General features: G+C 69.2%; 19 protein-coding genes and 1 tRNA gene. 14 read left to right on the forward strand and 6 right to left on the reverse strand.

The features are described from left to right. Positions 1 to 54 precede the first annotated feature (54 nt). Positions 55 to 1,524 (forward strand): pyruvate kinase, encoded by a 1,470-nt coding sequence (pyk, locus tag ACT3SQ_RS06990; RefSeq protein WP_441444070.1) that lies wholly within the window; start codon positions 55 to 57, stop codon positions 1,522 to 1,524. Between the two features lie 137 nt (positions 1,525 to 1,661). On the opposite strand, the gene ACT3SQ_RS06995 is transcribed toward pyk, so the two are convergent. Continuing rightward, positions 1,662 to 1,747: transfer RNA gene (locus ACT3SQ_RS06995), tRNA-Leu, on the reverse strand. Between the two features lie 110 nt (positions 1,748 to 1,857). Between ACT3SQ_RS06995 and ACT3SQ_RS07000 the strand changes: the two genes are divergently transcribed. Further along, positions 1,858 to 2,508, forward strand: a complete 651-nt coding sequence (locus tag ACT3SQ_RS07000) for an ANTAR domain-containing response regulator (protein ID WP_444600982.1) — start codon at positions 1,858 to 1,860, stop codon at positions 2,506 to 2,508. A 49-nt stretch (positions 2,509 to 2,557) separates the two neighbouring features. Continuing rightward, complete coding sequence (locus ACT3SQ_RS07005; RefSeq protein WP_444600983.1) at positions 2,558 to 3,928, forward strand: ABC transporter substrate-binding protein; 1,371 nt, start codon at positions 2,558 to 2,560, stop codon at positions 3,926 to 3,928. A 54-nt stretch (positions 3,929 to 3,982) separates the two neighbouring features. Here ACT3SQ_RS07005 and ACT3SQ_RS07010 read toward each other — a convergent pair whose 3' ends face one another. Next, positions 3,983 to 4,444: a hotdog fold thioesterase gene (locus tag ACT3SQ_RS07010; protein ID WP_441444067.1), complete on the reverse strand. Its 462-nt coding sequence runs from the start codon at positions 4,442 to 4,444 to the stop codon at positions 3,983 to 3,985. A gap of 64 nt (positions 4,445 to 4,508) precedes the next feature. Between ACT3SQ_RS07010 and polA the strand changes: the two genes are divergently transcribed. From polA to aroD, 7 genes are all read left to right on the forward strand, one after another. Next, entirely contained in the window at positions 4,509 to 7,226 is a 2,718-nt protein-coding gene (gene polA / locus ACT3SQ_RS07015; protein WP_441444066.1) for a DNA polymerase I, read from the forward strand. A gap of 283 nt (positions 7,227 to 7,509) precedes the next feature. After that, positions 7,510 to 9,006: a 30S ribosomal protein S1 gene (gene rpsA, locus ACT3SQ_RS07020; protein WP_441444065.1), complete on the forward strand. Its 1,497-nt coding sequence runs from the start codon at positions 7,510 to 7,512 to the stop codon at positions 9,004 to 9,006. A 121-nt stretch (positions 9,007 to 9,127) separates the two neighbouring features. Continuing rightward, entirely contained in the window at positions 9,128 to 9,958 is an 831-nt protein-coding gene (locus ACT3SQ_RS07025; protein ID WP_441444064.1) for an HAD-IIA family hydrolase, read from the forward strand. A 149-nt stretch (positions 9,959 to 10,107) separates the two neighbouring features. Next, positions 10,108 to 11,364, forward strand: a complete 1,257-nt coding sequence (aroC, locus tag ACT3SQ_RS07030) for a chorismate synthase (RefSeq protein WP_441444063.1) — start codon at positions 10,108 to 10,110, stop codon at positions 11,362 to 11,364. Between the two features lie 29 nt (positions 11,365 to 11,393). Then, the gene (locus tag ACT3SQ_RS07035) at positions 11,394 to 11,903 is read left to right on the forward strand and encodes a shikimate kinase (RefSeq protein WP_441444062.1); all 510 of its coding nucleotides are present in this window, start codon (positions 11,394 to 11,396) and stop codon (positions 11,901 to 11,903) included. Beyond that, on the forward strand, positions 11,900 to 12,982 hold the full coding sequence (aroB, locus tag ACT3SQ_RS07040) for a 3-dehydroquinate synthase (RefSeq protein ID WP_441444061.1): 1,083 nt from the start codon (positions 11,900 to 11,902) through the stop codon (positions 12,980 to 12,982). The genes ACT3SQ_RS07035 and aroB overlap by 4 nt, the downstream gene beginning before the upstream one ends. A gap of 8 nt (positions 12,983 to 12,990) precedes the next feature. Beyond that, a complete protein-coding gene (aroD, locus tag ACT3SQ_RS07045; RefSeq protein ID WP_441444060.1) occupies positions 12,991 to 13,854 on the forward strand; it encodes a type I 3-dehydroquinate dehydratase in 864 nt (287 codons plus the stop codon). A gap of 10 nt (positions 13,855 to 13,864) precedes the next feature. On the opposite strand, the gene ACT3SQ_RS07050 is transcribed toward aroD, so the two are convergent. After that, positions 13,865 to 14,770: a trimeric intracellular cation channel family protein gene (locus ACT3SQ_RS07050; RefSeq protein ID WP_442331799.1), complete on the reverse strand. Its 906-nt coding sequence runs from the start codon at positions 14,768 to 14,770 to the stop codon at positions 13,865 to 13,867. A gap of 53 nt (positions 14,771 to 14,823) precedes the next feature. Between ACT3SQ_RS07050 and coaE the strand changes: the two genes are divergently transcribed. Beyond that, positions 14,824 to 15,459, forward strand: a complete 636-nt coding sequence (gene coaE / locus ACT3SQ_RS07055; protein ID WP_442331800.1) for a dephospho-CoA kinase — start codon at positions 14,824 to 14,826, stop codon at positions 15,457 to 15,459. Between the two features lie 51 nt (positions 15,460 to 15,510). Continuing rightward, a complete protein-coding gene (uvrB, locus tag ACT3SQ_RS07060) occupies positions 15,511 to 17,613 on the forward strand; it encodes an excinuclease ABC subunit UvrB (protein ID WP_441444057.1) in 2,103 nt (700 codons plus the stop codon). A gap of 203 nt (positions 17,614 to 17,816) precedes the next feature. Here uvrB and ACT3SQ_RS07065 read toward each other — a convergent pair whose 3' ends face one another. Continuing rightward, entirely contained in the window at positions 17,817 to 18,275 is a 459-nt protein-coding gene (locus tag ACT3SQ_RS07065; RefSeq protein WP_441444116.1) for a pyrimidine dimer DNA glycosylase/endonuclease V, read from the reverse strand. A 197-nt stretch (positions 18,276 to 18,472) separates the two neighbouring features. Between ACT3SQ_RS07065 and ACT3SQ_RS07070 the strand changes: the two genes are divergently transcribed. Next, complete coding sequence (locus ACT3SQ_RS07070) at positions 18,473 to 18,937, forward strand: hypothetical protein (protein ID WP_442331801.1); 465 nt, start codon at positions 18,473 to 18,475, stop codon at positions 18,935 to 18,937. Positions 18,938 to 18,996: 59 nt separating this feature from the next. Further along, entirely contained in the window at positions 18,997 to 19,590 is a 594-nt protein-coding gene (locus tag ACT3SQ_RS07075) for a hypothetical protein (protein WP_441444055.1), read from the forward strand. 8 nt (positions 19,591 to 19,598) lie between these two features. On the opposite strand, the gene ACT3SQ_RS07080 is transcribed toward ACT3SQ_RS07075, so the two are convergent. Together ACT3SQ_RS07080 and ACT3SQ_RS07085 are read right to left on the reverse strand one after the other, a co-directional pair. Next, positions 19,599 to 21,350 carry a bifunctional 3'-5' exonuclease/DNA polymerase gene (locus ACT3SQ_RS07080; protein WP_441444054.1) on the reverse strand — a complete coding sequence of 584 codons (1,752 nt, stop codon included), beginning with the start codon at positions 21,348 to 21,350 and terminating at the stop codon, positions 19,599 to 19,601. 23 nt (positions 21,351 to 21,373) lie between these two features. Further along, the gene (locus tag ACT3SQ_RS07085; RefSeq protein WP_441444053.1) at positions 21,374 to 22,051 is read right to left on the reverse strand and encodes an MBL fold metallo-hydrolase; all 678 of its coding nucleotides are present in this window, start codon (positions 22,049 to 22,051) and stop codon (positions 21,374 to 21,376) included. Between the last annotated feature and the right edge of the window lie 65 nt (positions 22,052 to 22,116).

Here is a 22,116-nt window from a genome sequence, read left to right on the forward strand (position 1 = left end):
GCGGGCCCGCTGACTAGGGTCGCGGCCCTACATACGAACTACAGATGGGTTGACATGCGGAAAGCCAAGATCGTCTGCACACTCGGGCCGGCGACCGATTCCTACGAGCAGGTCCGAACGCTGATCGAAGCGGGGATGAATGTCGCCCGGATGAACTTCAGCCACGGAACGCACGATGATCACGCGAAGGTCTACGCGAACATCCGTCGTGCCGCGGAGGACCTCGGCAAGAACGTCGCCGTGCTGGTCGATCTGCAGGGTCCGAAGATCCGGCTCGGAAAGTTCACCGACGGCCCGCACAAGCTCGAGGTGGGCGACAGCCTCACCATCACCACCGATGACATCGAGGGCACCCGGGAACGGGTTTCGACCACCTTCAAGGGCCTGCCGGGCGACTGCCGCCCCGGCGACGTGCTGCTGATCGACGACGGCAAGGTCTCGGTGCGCGTCACCGAGGTGACCGAGACCGAGGTCGTCACCGTCGTCGAGGTCCCCGGACCGGTGTCTAACAACAAGGGCATCAATCTGCCCGGTGTCGCCGTGTCCGTGCCCGCCATGAGCGAGAAGGACGTGGCGGACCTCCGCTTCGGCCTCCGCCTCGGCGCAGATCTCGTCGCGCTGTCCTTCGTGCGTGACGCGCATGACATGGATGACGTCCTGCGGATCATGCAGGAAGAGGGCCGCCGCGTCCCCGTCATCGCGAAGATCGAGAAGCCGCAGGCGGTCCGGGCGCTGCGCTCGATCGTCGGCGCCTTCGACGGCATCATGGTCGCCCGCGGCGACCTGGGTGTCGAGATGCCGCTGGAGCAGGTCCCGCTGGTGCAGAAGCGCGCCATCGAGCTGGCCCGCCGCAACGCGAAGCCCGTGATCGTCGCCACCCAGGTGCTCGAGTCGATGATCGAGAGCCCGCGTCCCACGCGTGCAGAGGCATCGGACTGCGCGAACGCGATCCTCGACGGTGCCGATGCGGTCATGCTCTCGGGCGAGACCAGCGTGGGCAAGTACCCCTTCGAGGCCGTGCGCACCATGGCACGCATCATCACCAACACGGAGGAGAACGGCGCAGACCGCATCCTCCCGCTGGGCACCATTCCGCACACCCGCGGCGGTGCGATCACCCGCGCGGCCGCCGAGATCGGCGATCAGCTCTCCGCGCAGTACCTGGTGACCTTCACCGAGTCCGGAGACACCGCCCGCCGGCTCTCTCGCCTGCGGCCCACCATCCCCCTGCTGGCGCTGACCCCGTACCCCGAGGTCGCCCGCCAGCTGTCCCTGACCTGGGGCATCGAGTCGCACCTGGTGCCGATGCAGAACGACACCGACGCAATGGTCGGCAAGGTCGACGATCTGCTCCGCGAGCAGAAGGGCCTCCAGAAGAACGACCTGGTCATCGTCGCCGCCGGTTCGCCCCCCGGCGTCCACGGCTCGACCAACACCCTGCGCGTGCACCGCATCGGTGACCTCGACGGCACCGAGTCGGCTCGCATCGAGGCGAGCAACATCGCCGCCGGCCCGCAGGGCTGATCCAGCAGGGCTGAGCGACGTTCTGCGAGCTCGCGAGCGGTAGGAGCGCAGCGAGTCAGGAGGGCTGAGCGAGACCCTCATCACGACAATGGCGCCCGCGGCTGTAAAGCCGTCGGGCGCCATTGTGATGTTGGAACTGGTGCCGGGTGCGGGACTCGAACCCGCACGCCCTCACGGACAGCGCATTTTGAGTGCGCCGCGTCTACCATTCCGCCAACCCGGCTGGCCCCCCACGAGGGAGTGCTGGATTAGGATACCGCTGATGACCACCGGCCTCGAACGCGCGGGTGCACGCCACCTGTACGCCAGGCCCACACCGAGACACAGGGCGACATGACTGACGATATGACTTCACTTCCCGACGACGCCCAGGACGAGACTCTGCCCGGTGACGGTGCGCCGCGTCGCACTGCCGTGGTGGCTGAGGACGAGAGCCTCATCCGCATGGACATCGTCGAGACCCTCACCGAGGCCGGATTCGAGGTGCTGGCAGCCGTGGGTGACGGCGAGAGCGCCGTGGCGAAGGCCCGCGAGCTGCGCCCCGATGTGGTGGTGATGGATGTCAAGATGCCGCAGATGGACGGCGTCACCGCGGCCGAGCGGATCGGCGAGGAGAACCTGGCGCCGGTCGTCATGCTCACCGCCTTCTCGCAGACCGAGCTGGTCGAGCGCGCACGGGACGCCGGCGCGATGGCGTACGTCGTCAAGCCCTTCACCCCCGCTGATCTGCTCCCGGCGATCGAGATCGCGATCTCGCGCTTCCAGCAGATCACGCAGCTGGAGTCCGAGATCGCCGACCTCGGGGAGCGCTTCGAGACCCGCAAGCGCGTGGACCGCGCCAAGGGCCTGCTGCAGACCAACATGGGACTGTCCGAGCCGGAGGCGTTCCGCTGGATCCAGAAGACCTCGATGGATCGTCGCCTGACGATGCGCGAGGTGGCGGATGCCGTGATCGATCAGCTGGGCGGTCAGAGCAAGGACTGAGGTCACCAGGGCCGGGGTGGGCCGGGACGAGAAGGGGAGCAGCGGGGCTATGGCGATCTCACGACGTACGCTGGTGCGCGGGCTCGGAGCGGGGATGCTCGGTGCCGGCGCGCTGACGGCCTGCGGCGAAGGCGGGATGCGTCGAGGCCGCCGCCGTGCGACCACGCCCCCGCCTACCGCTGAAGCCCTCTCGGAGCCCGAGACGCCTCTGGTGATCGGCCAGATCGGTGCGAACTACGGCCGGATGGCGAAGTTCGAGGAAGCGATCGCGGTGTCGATCACCATGGCCAGGATCGACGTGAACGCGCGATGGGACGGGCTGTTCGGGTACGAGGTCGAGCTCTCCGACCGGTATGTGATGCAGGAGCCGGGGGAGGATCTCACCCCGGTCATCCAGGGCATGGCCGATTCTGGTGTGACCTGTGTGATCACCTCGATCGATGAGGAGTCGCTGATCGCGGCGATGCCGGCCCTGGTCGAGGCGGGGATTGCGGTGATCGATGTGTTCACCTCCGGACGCGATCTGCGCCAGCCCGAGGTGCAGACGGCGAACCTGCTGGTGCGGCTCTCTCCCTCGGACCTCACGATGGCGCTGCAGTATGCGGATATCGCGCTGGGCAGCACGGCGGAGAAGGCCGGGCCGCAGGGGACGATCGCCTATCTCTCGGAGGACACCCTGCAGGGCCGGAGCCTGCTCTACGAGCTCGAGCAGGAACTCGTCCCACGCAACGGGAGCGTGGTCTCCCAGCAGTTCTACGAGGTCGGGAACTTCGGTGACATCGCGGCCCGGGTGAAGGCGGTGATGGACGCTCCGCCAGCTCTGCTGAACTTCAACGGCGGTGCAGAGGCGGCGCCCTTCCTGTCGGCGCTCTACTCGGCGACCCTAGATCCCGGCCAGCGCCCCAAGGTCGAGTTCCCCAAGCGCCTCGCGCCGGCGGCGACGGTCGACTTCTCGCGGGAGCAGGTGGCGGAGGACCTCGTGCCCGAATGCCTCACCTCGGCGACCAGCTATGAACCCGGCGCAGAGATCACGAAGGAGCACCAGAATATGATGCTCAACCTCAATGCCGACTTCCTGCGCACCGGATACGCCTATTCGCAGCAGGGATACGACGCGTTCACGATGGCCTGCCTGGCAGCTCAGCATGCGCTCTCGGTCGAGGGGACCGCGCTCGCGGGGGCGATCCCGGCGATCTTGACCGGCTCGGAGGCCTGCACCGACTACGGCATGTGCCGGCAGGTGATGAGGACGGGCCTGGAGGCGGAGGAGACTGCGACGGTCGCGTACTCCGGGAGGATGGGGAAGTTCGAGCTGGGGCCTGAGTTCGACGCCCGGCTCGGAGAGCTCCGTGAGTACACTTGGTCAGAGGCCAATGTGCTGGAGCCCGGCACAGCGAAGAACTTCGAGGCGCCCGAGTAGGACGGGCGGGAGCGTGACGCGTCGCATGCCGGCCGGTCAGATCGGTGGGAGGCGTCAGCGTGGTGCGAGCAGCTGGGTGGAGACGGTGATCGTGCTCAGCAGCGTGCCCTGCTCGTCGTGCACCTCCACCAGATAGCTGGCCACCTGGCGCCCGAGGTGGAGGGCCCGGCAGGTTCCCATCACGTTGCCCTGCTTCGCCGAGCGATGGTGCAGAGCGGAGACGGAGGTCCCCACCGCCTGCGCCCCCTCGCCGTGGACCTCACGGGCCCGCAGGATCGCCGAGAAGGACGCGATGGTCTCCGCCAGTGCGATCGTCGCACCGCCGTGCAGCAGCCCGGCCGGCTGCAGGTTGCCCGTCACCGGCATGCTGATCGTCCCGCCCGAGGCATCCAGCGTCAGCAGCTCCATCCCGCACCGCTCCACCAGCGTGCCGCGCAGGAGCGGGGCGAAGTGCGCCCGCAGCTCTGGGCTGAGTGGTGGCGCGGCGGTGTGATCAGGGCGGTTGCTGTCGGTCATGGAAAGAGCGTGCCACAGCCCGGCGGGGGAGCGGGTGTCGGCACGACATGGGAGACTGCTCCCCATGAATGCGAGTGACACCGACGACCAGCGCATCCTCCTCATCGACGGGCATGCCATGGCGTTCCGCGCCTTCTTCGCCCTGCCGGCGGAGGGCTTCAGCGACGGCCGAGGCCAGGCCACCAATGCCGTGTACGGGTTCACCCGCATGATCATCAACGTGGTCGCCTCCGAGCGGCCGACGCACCTGGCGGTGGCGTTCGATCTGCCCGGCGGCACTTTCCGCGACCGCATCTATGACCAGTACAAGGGCGGTCGGGACGAGACCCCCGCCGCCTTCCATGGTCAGATCGCTCTGATCCAGCAGGTCCTGGACGCATTGGGAGTGCGCTGGCTCACCTACGAGGACTATGAGGCGGACGACATCATCGCCACCCTCGCCACGCGCGCCGAGGCGGCGGGCGACGAAGCCCTGATCGTCACGAGCGACCGCGATGCGATCCAGCTGGTCGGCGAGAAGGTCACGCTGCTCCAGCCGATCAAGGGCGTCACCGAGATGCGTCGGATGACCCCGGCGGGCGTGGTGGAGAGGTACGGCATTCCCCCGGAGCGCTACCCGGATCTCGCGGCGCTGGTGGGGGAGGCGGCGGACAATCTCCCCGGCGTCCCGGGCGTCGGACCGAAGACCGCCGCGAAGTGGATCCTCCAGTACGGCGACCTGCCCGGGGTGATCGCCCATGCCGGTGAGATCAAGGGCAAGGCCGGCCAGTCTCTGCGCGACCATCTGGAGGCTGTCGAGCGGAACCGCTTGATGAACGCCGCCTTCACCACCCTGGATCTGCCCGAGGACCCCGCGTACTACGCCCTCGGAGGCGGGGACCGCGCCCGCGTGCTCGAGGTGTTCGACGACCTCGCCTTCGGTGACACCATCCGCCGTGACCTGCCCGCCTCGTTGCTCGGAGAGTCGGTCTCGGTCGCAGCGGCAGAGGAGGAGCAGCAGGTCTCGGAGGTCCTCATGATCGAGGACGTCGCGGGGCTGCAGGAGCTGCTGGACACCGGCGGCGACATCCTCGCCCTCGATGTGGTCGAAGACGTCCGCGGCGGCGCGTTGCTGGGCCTGGCCACACCGGATGCGCGCGGCGCTGTGCAGCTGGAGCGGTTGGACTCGGAGGCCTCCTCCCTGCTCGCCTCCGCCCTTGATCGCGCCACGGAGATCCTGGTCGCCGACGCTCCTGCGGTCCGCTCGTGGCTGGGTGAGCGCGGCTACCGTCCCCAGGCACAGCTGCACGATCTCTCCCTGGCATCCTTCGTGCTGCGTCCCGGCGCCCGCACCTATGACGCGGAAGCGCTCGGCACCGAGTTCGCAGGCGTGAGCTTCGAGCCGCGTCCGCGCAAGCCCGCCCCCTCGACTCTCGCCAAGGAGGCCCCGGAGGTCCGCGCCGAGCACGTCGCCCGCGCGGCGGCCCGCCTCGCGGGAGCCGCTGCCGCGCTCCACCCGGCGGCTGAGGTGCTCGGGGAGAACCTGGCGCAGGAACCCTGGGCGCTGCGCATCCTCGATGAGCTCGAGCGCCCCCTGCAGGCGGTGCTGGAGACCATGCATGAGCGTGGGATCGCTCTCGACGGCCCGGCGGTGGCCACCTTGCGCCAGGAGTTCGAGGGCTTCGTCGCCCAGGCCAAGCGCGAAGCCGGCGAGATCGTGGGGGAGGAGGTCAACCTCGCCTCTCCCAAGCAGCTGCAGGTGGTGCTGTTCGAGACGCTCTCCCTGCCCACCACGCGGAAGATCTCCTCGGGTCACTCGACCGATGCTGAATCTCTGACCGATCTCTCCGAGACCCTGGATCCGGACTCCGCAGGGCATCGCTTCCTCTCCTGGCTGCTGCGCTTCCGCGAGATGAGCAAGCTGACCGGCTACCTGGTGGGCCTGGACAAGGCGGTGGACAGCAGCTCCCGGGTGCACACCACCTTCCAGCAGACCGCTGCGGCGACCGGGCGTCTCGCCTCCACCGAGCCGAATCTGCAGAACATCCCGGTGCGCACCTCCGAAGGGCAGCGGATCCGCGACGTCTTCGTCGCCGGGGACGGCTTCGAGACCCTGCTGACCGCGGACTATTCACAGATCGAGATGCGCATCATGGCGCACCTCTCCGAGGACGAGGGCCTGATCGAGGCGTTCAACTCCGGGGAGGACCTGCACAACTTCGTCGCCTCACGGGTGTTCGGGGTGAGTCCCGATGCGGTGGATCCGGCGATGCGCTCGAAGACGAAGGCCGTCAGCTACGGCTTGGCCTACGGGCTCTCCGCCTTCGGCCTGTCCCGCCAGCTGCGGGTCTCCCGCGCAGAGGCGACGGCTCTGCGCGACGGATACTTCGAACGGTTCGGCGGTGTGCGCGATTACCTCCAGCAGAGTGTCGAGACGGCTCGGACCACCGGCTACACCGAGACCATCCTCGGACGCCGCCGCTATCTCCCCGACCTCACCTCGGACAATCGCCAGCGTCGCGAGAACGCCGAGCGCGTGGCCCTGAACTCGCCGATCCAGGGCAGCGCCGCAGACATCATCAAGCTCGCCATGCTCGCCGTCGAGCGCCGGATGCGTGAGGCCGAGCTCTCCTCCCGGATGCTGCTCCAGGTCCATGACGAGCTGGTGGTCGAGGTCGCTCCCGGCGAGCTCGACAGGGTCCGGGAGATCGTCGAGGACGGCATGGACTCGGCGTATGAGCTGTCGGTGCCGCTCGAGGTCGGGATCGGCATCGGCCGCACCTGGCGCGAGGCAGCACACTGAGGAATCAGGACCTGACCGGCAACTGCGAAAGCAGCGGCGAGAGGCGCGGCGGGAGAAGCGGGGAGAGGAGCAGGACGGAACTCACATCCGCCACTCGCGTTCCGGACCGTCCTGCCCTCGCGGTTCATCGTCCGGGCTGTTAGGCTTTCGAAGGTCTGTGGCCGAGCCGTCACCGTCGTGTTCACCACGTCGAGCACGGCACGGGCACCGACAGGTCCTCTCCGGAGGGCTTGCACGTCCATCGACCCTACTCATTTCCTGTCCCGACGGAGTCCTTACCTACATGACCGACACCACGACCCCCCAGATCGCCATCAACGACATCGGCGGCGCCGACGAACTCATGGCAGCCATCGATGCGACCATCAAGTACTTCAACGATGGCGACATCGTCGAAGGCACTGTGGTGAAGGTCGATCACGACGAGGTCCTCCTGGACATCGGCTACAAGACCGAGGGCGTCATCCCCTCGCGCGAGCTGTCCATCAAGCACGACGTCGACCCCGGTGAGGTCGTCGAGGTCGGAGACGAGATCGAGGCCCTGGTTCTCCAGAAGGAGGACAAGGAAGGCCGTCTGATCCTGTCCAAGAAGCGCGCCCAGTACGAGCGCGCCTGGGGCACGATCGAGCAGATCAAGGAAGACGAGGGCGTCGTCACCGGCCGCGTCATCGAGGTCGTCAAGGGCGGCCTCATCGTCGACATCGGCCTGCGCGGCTTCCTCCCCGCCTCCCTCGTCGAGATGCGTCGCGTCCGCGACCTGCAGCCCTACGTCGGCCAGGAGATCGAGGCGAAGATCATCGAGCTCGACAAGAACCGCAACAACGTGGTCCTGTCACGCCGTGCCTACCTCGAGGAGACCCAGTCCGCGGTCCGCTCGGACTTCCTCCAGACCCTCCAGAAGGGCCAGGTCCGCGAGGGCGCTGTGTCCTCCATCGTCAACTTCGGCGCCTTCGTCGATCTCGGTGGCGTCGACGGCCTGGTGCACGTCTCCGAGCTGTCCTGGAAGCACATCGACCACCCCTCCGAGGTTGTCGAGGTCGGCCAGAAGGTCTCCGTCGAGGTGCTCGACGTGGACATGGACCGCGAGCGCGTCTCCCTGTCGCTGAAGGCGACCCAGGAGGACCCGTGGCAGCTCTTCGCCCGCACCCACGCCATCGGCGAGGTCGTCCCGGGCAAGGTCACCAAGCTGGTTCCCTTCGGTGCGTTCGTGCGCGTCGAGGACGGCATCGAGGGCCTCGTGCACATCTCCGAGCTGGCTCAGCGCCACGTGGATCTGCCCGAGCAGGTCGTCACCGTCGACCAGGACGTCTTCGTCAAGGTCATCGACATCGACCTCGAGCGTCGCCGCATCTCGCTGTCGCTCAAGCAGGCGAACGAGGGCGTCGACCCCGAGGGCGACGACTCGACCTTCGATCCGGCGCTCTACGGCATGGCTGCGGAGTACGACGCCAACGGCGAGTACAAGTACCCCGAGGGCTTCGACCCGGAGACCAACGAGTGGCTCGAGGGCTACGACGCCCAGCGCGAGGTGTGGGAAGGCCAGTACGCGGCCGCCTACGAGCGCTGGACCGCTCACAAGGCGCAGGTCGTCGAGGCAATCAAGGCTGACGAGGAGTCCGCGAACGCTCCGGCGGCCGCCTCCACCTCGTCCTCCTCCTCCTCCACGGAGTCCGCGGCCCCCGCGTCGCAGTCCTCCTACCAGTCGAGCTCCTCGGACGAGGGCACCCTCGCCTCCGACGAGGCCCTGGCCGCCCTGCGCGCCAAGCTCACCGGCAACTGATCCGTTGCTGATCGGCTGATCAGCGATCGACATCGACGACGGGCGTCACCTTCGGGTGGCGCCCGTCGTCGCGTCTCGGGCCACGTCGCGCCCAGTGGCGGTGGTACGGCAGACTGGTGCCATGACCACCGCGCTCGATGACCACCCGATCCACTCCTGGCTCACCGACATGGACGGCGTGCTCGTCCACGAGGATGCCGCACTGCCCGGGGCAGCTGACTTCATCGCTGCGCTGCAGCAGTACGGCCGCCCGTTCCTGGTGCTGACCAACAACTCGATCTTCACCCCGCGGGATCTGCGGGCGCGGCTCTCTCGCAGCGGCATCGACATCCCTGAAGCCGCGATCTGGACCAGCGCCCTGGCCACCGCTCGCTTCCTCGCGGAGCAGCAGCCGGGCGCGGCCGCCTATGTGATCGGCGAAGCGGGCCTGACCAGCGCCATGCACGAGGAGGGGTTCATCCTCGCCGACTCCGATGTCGACTTCGTGGTGCTGGGGGAGACCCGCACCTACTCCTTCGAGGCGATCACCCGCGCGATCCGCCTGATCGCGCGAGGGGCGAAGTTCATCGCCACCAATCCGGACGTCACCGGACCCAGCGCTGAGGGGCCGCTGCCGGCCACCGGCTCGGTCGCGGCGATGATCACCGCCGCCACCGGGATCCAGCCGTACTACGTCGGCAAGCCCAACCCGCTGATGATGCGCACCGCTCTGAACCGGATCGGCGCCCATTCGGAGACCTCGATCATGATCGGGGACCGGATGGACACGGATGTGAAGTCCGGTCTCGAGGCCGGGATGCGCTCGTTGCTGGTGCTCTCGGGATCGACGCAGGCGGACGAGATCATCCGGTATCCGTACCGGCCCACTGCGGTGCTCGACGGCATCGCGGACGTGGTTCCACTGGTCGGAAGGCTCACCCCGATGGAGTCCGTGGAGCTGGGCGAGGACTGAACGCACCGCAGCGGCACGGACGGGATGGGCCAGGGCCGATGTGAGCAGAGAGCGGCCGGGGCCGGTGCGTCGCGGGTCATTCCTCGCCTGCGCTCCCACCGCACGGACATGGACCCTTCGTGCCAGCGCGTCATGACAGAATGAACGCCATGTTGCGCTGGTTCACCGCCGGGGAATCCCACGGCCCCTCCCTGATCTCCCTGCTCGACGGCGTCCCCGCCGGTATCGAGCTGACCAGTGACGACCTGAAGGACGCGCTCGCGCGTCGTCGGCTCGGACACGGCCGTGGCAGCCGCCAGAAGTTCGAACAGGATGTGCTCACCATCCACGGCGGGCTGCGTCACGGACTGACCCTCGGCTCCCCGCTCGCGATCGAGGTCGCGAACTCGGAGTGGCCGAAGTGGGAGAAGGTCATGAGCGCCGACCCGGTGGCCCGTGAGGACCTCCTGGTCGATGCCGGCACCGGGGACGAGCGCGAGATCGCGCGCAACCGTCCGCTCTCGCGGCCGCGCCCCGGGCACGCCGATCTCTCCGGGATGCTGAAGTACGGCTTCGATGAGGCCCGCCCGATCCTCGAACGTGCCAGCGCACGCGAGACCGCTGCCCGAGTGGTGGCGGGTCGCGTCGCCGCCGCGCTGCTCGAACAGGCTGCCGGGATCCGGCTGGTGTCCCACACCCTGCAGGTGGGGAGCGTGCGAGTCCCCGATGAGGCGCCGCTGCCCACCCCGGACGATCTCGCTGCTCTGGACGCCGATCCGCTGCGCTGCTTCGATCGCGGTTCGTCCGCGGCGATGATCGCGGAGGTCGACGCGGCCAAGGCCGACGGTGACACCCTCGGCGGCGTGGTCGAGGTGCTGGCCTACGGAGTGCCCGTCGGCCTCGGCTCCCACACGCAGTGGGATCGCCGCCTCGACGGCCGGCTGGCCCAGGCGATGATGTCCATCCAGGCGATGAAGGGCGTGGAGATCGGTGACGGGTTCGCCACCGCCGGTCGGCGCGGCTCCGAGGCGCATGACGAGATCCTCGCCACCGGCGATTCCGACTCCGGCGCATCGAGGACGTTCCCCCGCGTGACCAACCGCGCCGGCGGTCTCGAGGGTGGCATGAGCAACGGCCAGGTGATCCGCGTGCGCGGCGCTCTGAAGCCGATCTCCACCGTTCCCCGTGCACTGCGCACGGTCGACGTCTCCACCGGCGAGCAGACCACCGCGAACCATCAGCGCTCCGACACCTGCGCGGTGGCGCCCGCCGCAGTGATCGCCGAGGCGATGGTGGCGCTCGCCCTGGCGGACGCGCTGCTCGAGAAGACCGGTGGTGACTCCGTCGCCGAGATCCGCGCCCACCTGGAGGGGACGAACGCTCTGCAGTCGGCACTGACTGACCGCCGACCGGGCCCCGCCTCGTGACGGGCCCGCTCGTCATCCTCATCGGTCCGATGGCAGCGGGCAAGACCAGCGTGGGTCGCGCTCTCGCCTCCCGGCTGGGTGTCGACTTCGCCGATCTGGACGCGCTGATCGTCGAGGCCGCGGGCCGCAGCATCCCCACACTCTTCGCGGAGGAGGGCGAGCCCGCCTTCCGCGAGCTCGAGTCCCGGACCCTCGCCCGCGCGCTCACCGAATGCGACGGGGTGCTCTCCCTGGGCGGCGGCGCCCCCGTGCATCCGGCCTCTGCTGAGCTGCTGCGGGGCCGGCCGGTCGTGCTGCTCGAGGTCGAGGAGCACATCGCGGCCCGGCGCCTCTCCTACGGCGCGGGCCGACCGATGCTCGCGGGCAAAGACCCCATGGTGCGCTGGCGAGAGCTCGCTGAGGAGCGCGGCGGCAACTATCGCGATGTGGCGGCGCACCGCATCGATTCCGGTCACGGCAGCCCTGCGCGCGTGGCCCGCACGATCATCCGCACCCTGCAGCTTCCCCTGCCGACCGACCCTGAGAAGGAGACCGCATGAGCACCACCGTCATCCCGGTGACCACCCCGACCGGCGGCTATGACGTGCACGTCGGCCGCGGCCTGCTGGCCGAGCTGCCCGCTGTGCTGCCCGAGCGTGCGCGCAGGGTCGTGATCATCCACCAGCCGAGCCTGCGCGAGGTGGCGGAGCAGGTCCGATCGATCGTCGCCGAGACCGGACGAAAGGCCTTCGCCGCCGAGGTTCCCGATGCTGAGGAGGCCAAGACGGCGCAGGTCGCCGGGTTCCTCTGGGGCGTGTGCGGACAGGCGGAGATCGGCCGGGGAGACCTGGTGATCGGCCTGGGCGGAGGCGCCGCCACCGATCTGGCGGGCTTCGTCGCCGCGACCTGGCTGCGGGGCATCGACGTGCTCCAGGTCCCCACCACGGTGTCCGCGATGGTGGATGCCGCCGTGGGAGGCAAGACCGGCATCAACACCTCCGAGGGCAAGAACCTGGTCGGTGCCTTCCACCCGCCGATCGCAGTGCTCGCCGACCTCGATGTGCTCGCCGCTCTCGCAGCCAACGACGTCGCGGCCGGCCTCGCGGAGACGGTGAAGGCCGGATTCATCGCGGACGAGCGGATCCTGGAGATCGTCGAGGCAGATCCGGCGGCGGTCCTCGATGTGTCCAGCGATGCGTTCCGCGAGGTGATCGAGCGTGCCATCCGGGTCAAGGCGCGAGTCGTCTCCGCGGATCTGCGGGAGTCCGGTGAACGCGAGATCCTCAACTACGGGCATACGCTCGCCCATGCGATCGAGCGCAATGAGCGCTACCTGTGGCGCCATGGAGCCGCGGTGAGCGTGGGGATGATGTTCGTGGCCGAGCTCTCCCACCTCGCCGGGAAGCTGTCCGAAGCCGATGTGGATCGTCACCGCACGATCCTCACCTCGCTGGGGTTGCCCACCACCTATCGCGACCGCCAGTGGCCGAAGCTCGAGGACGCCATGAAGCGGGACAAGAAGACCCGTGCCGGGCTGCTGCGCTTCGTGGTGCTCGACCGGATCGGGGTGGTCTCCCGGATCGAGGGACCCGACCCGGCCCTGCTGCTGTCCGCCTACGCCGCCATCACCGAGGAGTGAGGACCGAGATGAACCACGAGACCACGCCCGAGAGTGAGAGCTCCAGCCCCGACAGCGTCACCGCGCCGGGGACCGACGTGCGTCGCCGCACCGCCACGGTGCGCGGCATCGAGCTGGGCCGCGCACGGCCGGAGATCATCGTGCCCCTGGTCGAGCCCGACGAGGAGACGCTGCTGGAACAGGCCGCGGCTGCCGTGGGCACCCGGGCCCGGATCGTGGAATGGCGCCTGGACCGCTTCCGGCCGGACCTCGAGGACGTCTCGGACCATCGCGATGCGGTGCTGGCCGCTCTGCCCCGCCTGCGGGGACAGCTGGGGCCGGACAAGGCGCTGCTGGTCACCTTCCGCACCGCAGCTGAGGGCGGAGCCAGGGCACTTTCGGACCGTGACCTGGGAATCCTGCTCGAGAGCCTGATCGGCGGCCGCCGCGCGGGCACCCAGGCCGCGGTCGACCTGGTGGACATCGAGACCTCACGCGATCCGGGGACCGTCTCCCGGGTGATCTCCGCCGCGCACCGTCACGGCACCGTGGTCGTCGGCTCGTTCCACGACATGGACTCGACCCCGTCGGAGGAGACGCTGGTGGAGATCCTGCGCTCCCAGCGCCGGCTCGGGGCCGACGTCCCGAAGATCGCCGTCACCCCGCGCAGCCCGCGGGACGTCCTCACTCTGCTCTCGGCGAGCCTCACCGTTGCCGAGGACCTCTCGGGCCCGCACATCGCGATCAGCATGGGACCGCTGGGTGCGAGCAGCCGCGTCGCGGCCGAGACCTTCGGCAGCGCCGCGACGTTCGCGACCGTCGGCGCCGGCTCGGCCCCCGGGCAGCTCGCCGCGGAGGATGTCTCCCGGATGCTCGAGCTGCTGCGTCCCTGAGCAGAGCTCCTCAGAGTCGTTCCGGGCCCTCGGGGCCGTCGTCGTCGCGTGCGCGGCGCTCGTGCTCGGTCGTCCCCGGCAGCTCCTCGACGTCGGCGTGGGGGAAGATGCGGTCCTCGTAGCCGCCGGCGTCGAGGTCGTCCGCGAAGGAGTCCTCGGCCAGATCATCGGTGCCTGCATCGACCACCGGGATCGTCCCGGTCTCGTGCGCGACACGCTCCCGCTCGCTCTTGCGCGTTCGACGCACCAGCTGCTTGAGCTGGGACGCGGACATCGTCACCTGCCATTCGCTGTGGCCGGGCAGCGTCCAGCGGCGCCAGGCGGCGACCCCGGCGAGCAGGGACCCGATCGTCACCGCCACCAGCACCGTCCCCGAGGGCAGGCCGAGCGCGAAGACGCCCCAGGTCAGCACCGCGGTGACCAGGGCTCCAGTGGCATACAGCGGACCGCCGCCGAAGATCGCCGGGATCCGTCCCACCAGCACGTCGCGGATCACCCCGCCGCCCACGGCGCTCGTGACGCCCAGCAGGATCGCGGGCAGCACGTCCAGACCGTAGGCGAGCGACTTCGCGGTGCCGGTCGCCGCCCACAGCCCCATCGCGGCGATGTCCAGCACCGTCACTGTGCGCCGCCACCAGGGTCCGTCGGTGGAGATGAAGAAGGAGAAGCCCGCGCCTGCCAGGGCGCAGGTCAGATACCAGGGGCCCGAGAAGGCGGCCGGGACGCCGAGATCGAGGATCAGGTCGCGCACGATGCCGCCGCCGAGCCCGGCGGCAATTCCGATGATCGCGAAGCCCACCGCATCGAAGTTCAGCCGGGAGGCCAGCGCCCCGGCGGCAACGCCCATCACGAAGACCCCCACCAGATCCAGGATGCGCAGGAAGTCGTTGGTCACGAGCAGCTCGAGAGGGTCCACAGGTTCGACGGTAGTACGCGCCGGGCAGGAGCGGCGGACCGTACGATCTGGTCATGACCACGCTCACCACCCCGCTGCGCCTGGGGCTCACCGGCGGCATCGGCTCCGGCAAGTCGACTGTCGCCGCGATCTGGGGCGAGGCCGGCCACCGGGTGATCGACCTCGATGCCCACTCCCGCGCCGTGCTGGACGTGCCCGGCGACGGCGTGGAGGAGGCGATCGCCCGTTTCGGCGAGGAGCTCCGCACCGAGAGCGGCACGATCGACCGGGCGGCGATGGCGCGCCTGGTGTTCGCCGACGCCGCCGCCCGGGTAGATCTCGAGCACATCGTGCTATCCCGGGTCGATGAGGCGGTGGCCCGGGAGGAGCAGGAGGCGGCCCGGGCGGGGGAGCGGCTCGTCATCCACGACAGCCCTCTTCTGCTCGAGATGCACCACGACGCGGACTACCGCTCGGTCGTCGTGGTGCTCGCCCGGCGCGAGGACCGCATCTCCCGGGTGATGCGTGACCGCGGGAAGGATCGCGCCTATGTCGAGGCGATCATGACCGCGCAGGTCACCGACCTCGAACGGATCCGTCGCGCCGATCGTCTGGTGCTGAACACCGCGGAGCGGGAGACCCTCTCGGTCCGCGCCCTGCACGCCCTGCAGACGGTCCTCGCCGAGCTCGAGGATTCCGCCCTGCGCTGACGCCGCCGGGCGGGCATGTCGTCCGTCGGCCCTGAGTCGTAGGCTCGGGGGATGCGTCCCGTCACCGATCTGGTCCGCTCCGAGCATCCCTTCGAAGTCGTCTCCGAGTACACGCCCTCGGGTGATCAGCCGACCGCGATCGCCGACCTCACCCGCCGCATCAACGATGGCGAGCAGGATGTGGTGCTGCTGGGCGCGACCGGCACCGGCAAGTCCGCGACCACGGCCTGGCTGATCGAGCAGGTGCAGCGGCCCACCCTGATCATGGCGCACAACAAGACCCTCGCCGCCCAGCTCGCGAGCGAGTTCCGTGAGCTGCTCCCGCACAACGCGGTGGAGTACTTCGTCTCGTACTACGACTACTACCAGCCCGAGGCGTACGTCCCCCAGTCGGACACCTACATCGAGAAGGACTCCTCGATCAACGCCGAGGTGGAGCGGCTGCGCCACAGCGCCACCAACTCCCTGCTCACCCGGCGCGACGTGGTCGTGGTCTCCTCCGTCTCCTGCATCTACGGCCTGGGCACCCCGCAGGAGTATGTGGACCGGATGGTGCAGCTGAAGGTCGGTCAGGAGCTGGACCGGGACGAGCTGCTGACCCGCTTCGTGGACATGCAGTACGACCGCAACGACATCGCCTTCGAGCGCGGGACCTTCCGGGTGCGCGGCGACACCGTGGAGATCATTCCGATGTACGAGGAGCTCGCGATCCGCATCGAGTTCTTCGGGGACGAGATCGACGCGATCTATACCCTGCATCCGATGACGGGAGAGGTGATCCGCCAGGAGGACCACATCCACATCTTCCCCGCCTCCCACTACGTCGCCGGACCTGAACGGCTCTCCCGTGCGATCGGCACCATCGAGATCGAGCTCGCCGAACGGCTCGAGGAGCTCGAGCATCAGAACAAGCTGCTCGAGGCGCAGCGGCTGCGCATGCGCACCACCCACGACCTCGAGATGCTGCGCCAGATGGGCTCCACCAACGGGGTGGAGAACTACTCCCGCCACCTCGACGGCCGTGCGCCCGGCACGGCCCCGAACACCCTCATGGACTACTTCCCCGAGGACTTCCTGCTGGTGATCGACGAGTCCCATGTGACCGTCCCGCAGATCGGCGCGATGTACGAGGGGGACCGCTCCCGCAAGCGCACCCTGGTCGACTTCGGCTTCCGCCTGCCCTCGGCGCTCGATAACCGGCCGCTCACCTTCTCCGAGTTCACCAAGCGCACCGGTCAGACGGTCTACCTCTCCGCCACTCCCGCCGCCTATGAGCTCGGGAAGTCCGACGGCGTGGTCGAGCAGATCATCCGGCCGACGGGCCTGGTCGACCCGGAGGTGATCGTCAAGCCCGTCAAGGGCCAGATCGACGACCTGCGCGAGGAGATCGAGAAGCGGGTCCAGCGCGATGAGCGGGTGCTGGTCACCACGCTCACCAAGCGCATGGCGGAGGATCTCACCGACTTCTTGCTGGAGAACGGCGTGCGGGTGCAGTACCTGCACTCGGACGTCGACACCCTGCGCCGGATCGAGCTGCTGCGCTCCCTGCGGCTGGGGGAGTACGACGTGCTGGTGGGCATCAACCTGCTGCGCGAGGGCCTGGACCTGCCCGAGGTGTCGCTGGTCGCGATCCTCGACGCGGACAAGGAGGGCTTCCTGCGCTCCCGCACCTCACTCATCCAGACGATCGGCCGCGCCGCCCGCAACGTCTCCGGCCAGGTGCATATGTACGCGGACCGGATCACCGACTCGATGGAGTCCGCGATCGAAGAGACCAACCGGCGCCGCGAGAAGCAGGTCGCCTACAACCTCGAGCACGGCATCGACCCCACCCCGCTGCGCAAGCGCATCGCGGATGTCACGGACATGCTCGCCCGCGAGGACATCGACACCGACACCCTGATGTCCACCGACTACCGCTCCGGCAAGGAGCGAGTGGCCCGGGATCGCGCCCGGGCCAACGCCGTCGACGCGGTCAAGGGACGCAGCGTGGACCTCGGCGATGATCCGGTGGGCGCGCTGACCGGCATGATCGATGAGATGACCGCCCAGATGCACCAGGCGGCGGAGAACCTCCAGTTCGAGGTCGCGGGCCGGCTGCGGGATGAGGTGCAGGAGCTCAAGAAGGAGCTGCGGGCGGTGCAGCGCTCCTGAGAGACGCGGTGCGTGCCATACCGGAGAGATCCTTCCGAAACGGTGGCTGATGGGTGCCGCTATCCCACACTGAGCGTCCTATCGGAAGGATGCTTCCGAAGTGCGCAGAGGAGGGGCTCTCGTCTGGTTGCGGCACGGCAGATCTCACCAGATCCGAAGTGTGCTTCTGATGTACAGCCGAGGTGCCTCGAGCGACCCCGCAGTCAACGCTCGCGACGTTCGGGCTCACGCTCCCATGACTCGACAAGTCCTGGAATGACCTCGAACAGCGGATGCACCTCGGGCTGATGGAGCTGACGTTCCTGCTCCCACAACACAGGGCTTCGGCGCTCGAGCTTCGCGAGCAGATGCGTCCACTCGAGCGCGAGCTGGCCGTCCGTCACCGGAATAGGAGCTGGTTGCACGCCCGCTCCCGGCGGGAGATCGATGCGCGTGAGATCGAAGCGGTAGCCCCGCTCGGTCGCTTCCTGCGCGACGGCTGCGAGATAGGCGCCGACGGCGGCGACCGGCTCGGAATGCGCCCGGAACCGCTCCAGCTGCGGGTGCGCGCGGTAGCCCCGTGTCCGTCCAGCGAGCACCGCTTGGGCCAGCAACGATTCCCGCCAGCAGCCGGTGAGGCCCTGGCGATCGAGGTGGCGGGGGTGCAGTGACCACAGACGCATGCACCCATCGTCTCGCATGGATGGTGCGCCTGCGCCTGACCCGTCGAAGGTCATCCACCGCGCCGACGATCGTCGGCGGCGGAAGGCGGTGTCCGCCGGTAGCGTCGTGACCACGTCGACGGCGCGAGTCGACGGCGCGGCCTGCCCTCCCGCACCGAGCACGTCGCGCCACCTTCACGTGATCGAGGAGAATGCCCATGTCCAAGCCCCCAGGTTCTCGGATCCTGACCCACGCCGTCAGCACCGCCGTGACGATCGGCGTCGGAATGATCCCGCTGCACCGCTTGCCACGCCCGGTGCAGACCGGCTACATCGTGGTCCCCGCCGCCGCCACATCGGCCATCATGCTGCTCGCGTTCCAGCACTATGCATCCCGCTCATCCGTGGCCCGACGTGCGGACAGGATCACTGACGAGCCGTCTCGCGGGTCGAGCATGTCGACCGTCTCCCAGTGCGCCCTGTCCCTGGCCTTCGGCGGCGTGGTGGCCGGAGCCGGGGCAGCGAGCATCTGCCTGGACCGCGGGATCGAGAACCTGCTGCGCCGACGGGGTGTGCCCGCTCCCCGCGTGATGATGGGGCTCGCCTCCGGGGCACTGATGCTGGGAGTGAATGCGCTCGGGGACCGCGTGCCCTCGAGCCCGGAGGACGAGAACGCCAGCTGACGATCCGACCGGAGCTCTGACGAGAGCGCATAGGGCCCGGCCCGCGTAGGCTCGACGCCATGCGCGGCGAACAGATCGGCGACCTCGAACAGCACCTTCTGGCCCTCGACGACACCGGCTTCGGGAACACCGAGGGCACCTCCGGGCGCACCCTGCAGCCCTTCAGCATCGCTGCGGCCGAGGGCGCGAGGCAGCTGCTCCGTAAAGCGCTGCTCGCGCTGGCCGACGGTGACGAGGGACGTGCCGCGCGACTCATCGGCCGCGCCGCGCGCCTTCCCCACGACGACCACGAGGATGCGGATCCCGGATATCTCGCCGCACACATGATGCTGTTCGATCTCGTCACCACCGAGATGGAGGAGTCGGTGACCGAGGATGGCAAGGACGATCTCGGCTGGCTTGAAGGCGCCATCGACGTGCTCCGCACCACCGCAGGGCCCGGGCGCTCAGATCTGCGCGACACGCTCCAGGTGATCAGCACCGACTACGAGATCACCGCAACGGAGATGTCCATGATCCGGCCCCTGCTCACCGAGTACACCGAGGGTGACTCGCCCTGGGGGCGGCGGGAACCGGCCGAGGTCCTCGAGCGTCGGATCCGCGCGATCCTGCAGACCTGCCTCGACTACCTCGAAGCTCTCGACGCGCACTGAGCACGAGCTCACTTCTCCGCCGAACGCTCGCTGATCGTCAGGTCCAGCGGGAAATCGATCGGACTGCCGGGGAACAGCAACCTGCCGGCGGCATTCGCGGATTCCCGGATCGCTTCGGCGGCGGCCTCCGCCTGCTCGGCCGGGGCGTGCACGATCACCTCGTCGTGCAGGAAGAACGCCAGGTGCGCCCTTCGTGCGAACACCGGGCCGGAGGGCGCGGCCGCCTGGGACTCCGCCACCTCCGGGAGCGCCGCGAGCTGGAGCCGCAGCGCCGCCATCCAGGACAACGCCCACTCTGCGGCGGTGCCCTGGACAACGAAGTTCCGGGTGAACCGGCCGCGGTCCCGGGCGGAGCGCCGCGCCGCCTCCTGCTGACCGACCCCCGCATCGACCTGGTTCGCGGCGCGCTGCGCCTGCGACCAGGCCTCCTCAGGTGCGGGGGAGGAGCGTCCCAGCCAGGTGGTGACCGTCCCGCCGCGCTCTCCGGTCGCGGCCGCGCCGTCGACCAGCGCCATCGCGTCAGGGAAGTTCCGCCGCAGCCGCGGCACCACCCTTCCGCTGTCCCCGGTGGTGCCCCCGTAGAGCGCTCCGAGCACGCCGATCTTCGCCTCCTGCCGCGTGGTGACAATCCCGGCGTCCACGATCCCGGAGTAAAGATCCTTGCCGGCCCCCGCAGCGATCATCGCCCGATCCCCGGACATCGCGGCGAGCACCCGCGGCTCCAGCTGGGCGACATCCGCGCTCACCAGACGCCAGCCCGGATCGGCGCGGAGCGCCGGGCGCAGCTGGCGCGGGATCTGCAGGGCACCACCGCCGCTGGAGGCCCAGCGCCCGGTGACCACCCCGCCGGGCACATAGACGGGGCGATATCGACCCTCATGCACCCATTCATCGAGCCAGGTCCAGCCGTTGGCGGTGAGCAGGCGGGACATCTTCTTGTACCGCAGCAGCGGCTCGATGGCCGGGTGCTCATGCTGCTGCAGCTCCCACTGCGAGGTGGAGGGCACATCGATCCCAGCCCGGTGCAAGGCCCGCAGCAGCTTCGGCGGGGAGTCCAGCGGCACCAGCGGGTCACCGAGAGCGGCCCGCACCTCGGCCCCGGTCTGCACCATCTGCGCTGGCGGCGTGCCGGGGGAGGGGCGTGGCCCGAGGGCGGCGGTGAGGATCCGGTCGTGATGGGCCACGTCCCAGGGAATCCCAGCGGCCTGCAGCTCGGCGGCGATCAGCGCCCCGGCCGACTCCGCGGCGATCAGGAGACGCAGCCGTGCCGGATCGCTCGCGGTGTCGATCGCGGTGCGCTGACGGACGAACTCGGCCAGCGTCTCCTCCGCGTCGGAGGGGACGCCGCCGGAGCGCGGAGAGGCGACATCGAGCTCGAAAAGGGTGGCGCCCTGAGCCTTCACCGGCTCGTGGGGGTCCAGCGGCGTGTCCCAGCCCGTCGCAGCGCGCAGCGCCTGCGCGAATTGGACGAGCTCCGAGTGACAGAGGATCCGGTGGATCAGCCGCAGGTCATGACATCGCTCGAGGGTCACCCCAGCGGCGAGCAGTCGTGGATACCAGGCTGCCGCGTCGCTCCAGACCCAGCGCGGGGCATGCTCCGCCTCGTACCGGGTGACCAGCGCAGTCAGCCCGTCGGCCGCCACCTCCTCCACCCCGAGCGGCCTGCCTTGCCCATCGAGTGCCACGAGCCGTGTGCGCCCGCCAGCGCCGCGACCGAGGACGCACCACGTGGGCGGGACGGCAGGCAGGGAAGAGGGCACAGACGCCGGTGACGAGGGAGGGGTCACCAGCCCCGCTCACGCCAGGCCGGCAGCGAGGGGCGCTCGGCGCCGAGCGTGGTGTCATCCCCGTGGCCCGGGTACACCCACGTCTCGTCCCCGAGTCGGTCGAAGATCCGCTCCTCGACGTCGTCCATGAGCTGCGCGAAGCGCTGCGGATCCTGCTCCGTGTTGCCCACCCCGCCCGGGAACAGAGAATCTCCGGTGAAGAGGTGATCGCCCTCATCCCCGGCGCGCAGCAGCACCGCGACCGAGCCCGGGGTGTGGCCCCGCAGGTGGATGATCTCGACCTGCTGCTGCCCGAATCGGAGCACGTCACCGTGGGCGAGGGGGAGGTCGATCCGTTCCGTGATCTCCTTGGCATCCGCCTCCCCGGCGGCCGTGCGGGCACCGGTGGCGCCCATCATCTCCGCGAGCGCCCCCACATGGTCGTGATGGCTGTGCGTGGTCACGATGAGGTCCAGCACGTTGTGCTCCCCACCGGCGGCGACCATGCGGCGCAGCGCGTCGGGATCCGCAGCGGCGTCGATCAGCAGCTGAGCTCCCGAGGCCCGACAGGTCAGCAGGTAGGCGTTGTTGTTCATCGGGCCCACGGAGAGCTTGCGGATCTGCAGGTGGCGGAGGTCGCGCACCATCGGCTCGCCTCCGGGTTCAACGTGTCCGGTGTACTCGTGATCGCTCATGGGCCCAGTATGTCGTCCACCTCTCCTCCGAACAACTGTTCGAAGGTGGGTGTTCGCCTCTAGAA

This window comes from Brachybacterium sp. AOP42-C2-15, from assembly GCF_052377065.1.
GTDB lineage: Bacteria > Actinomycetota > Actinomycetes > Actinomycetales > Dermabacteraceae > Brachybacterium.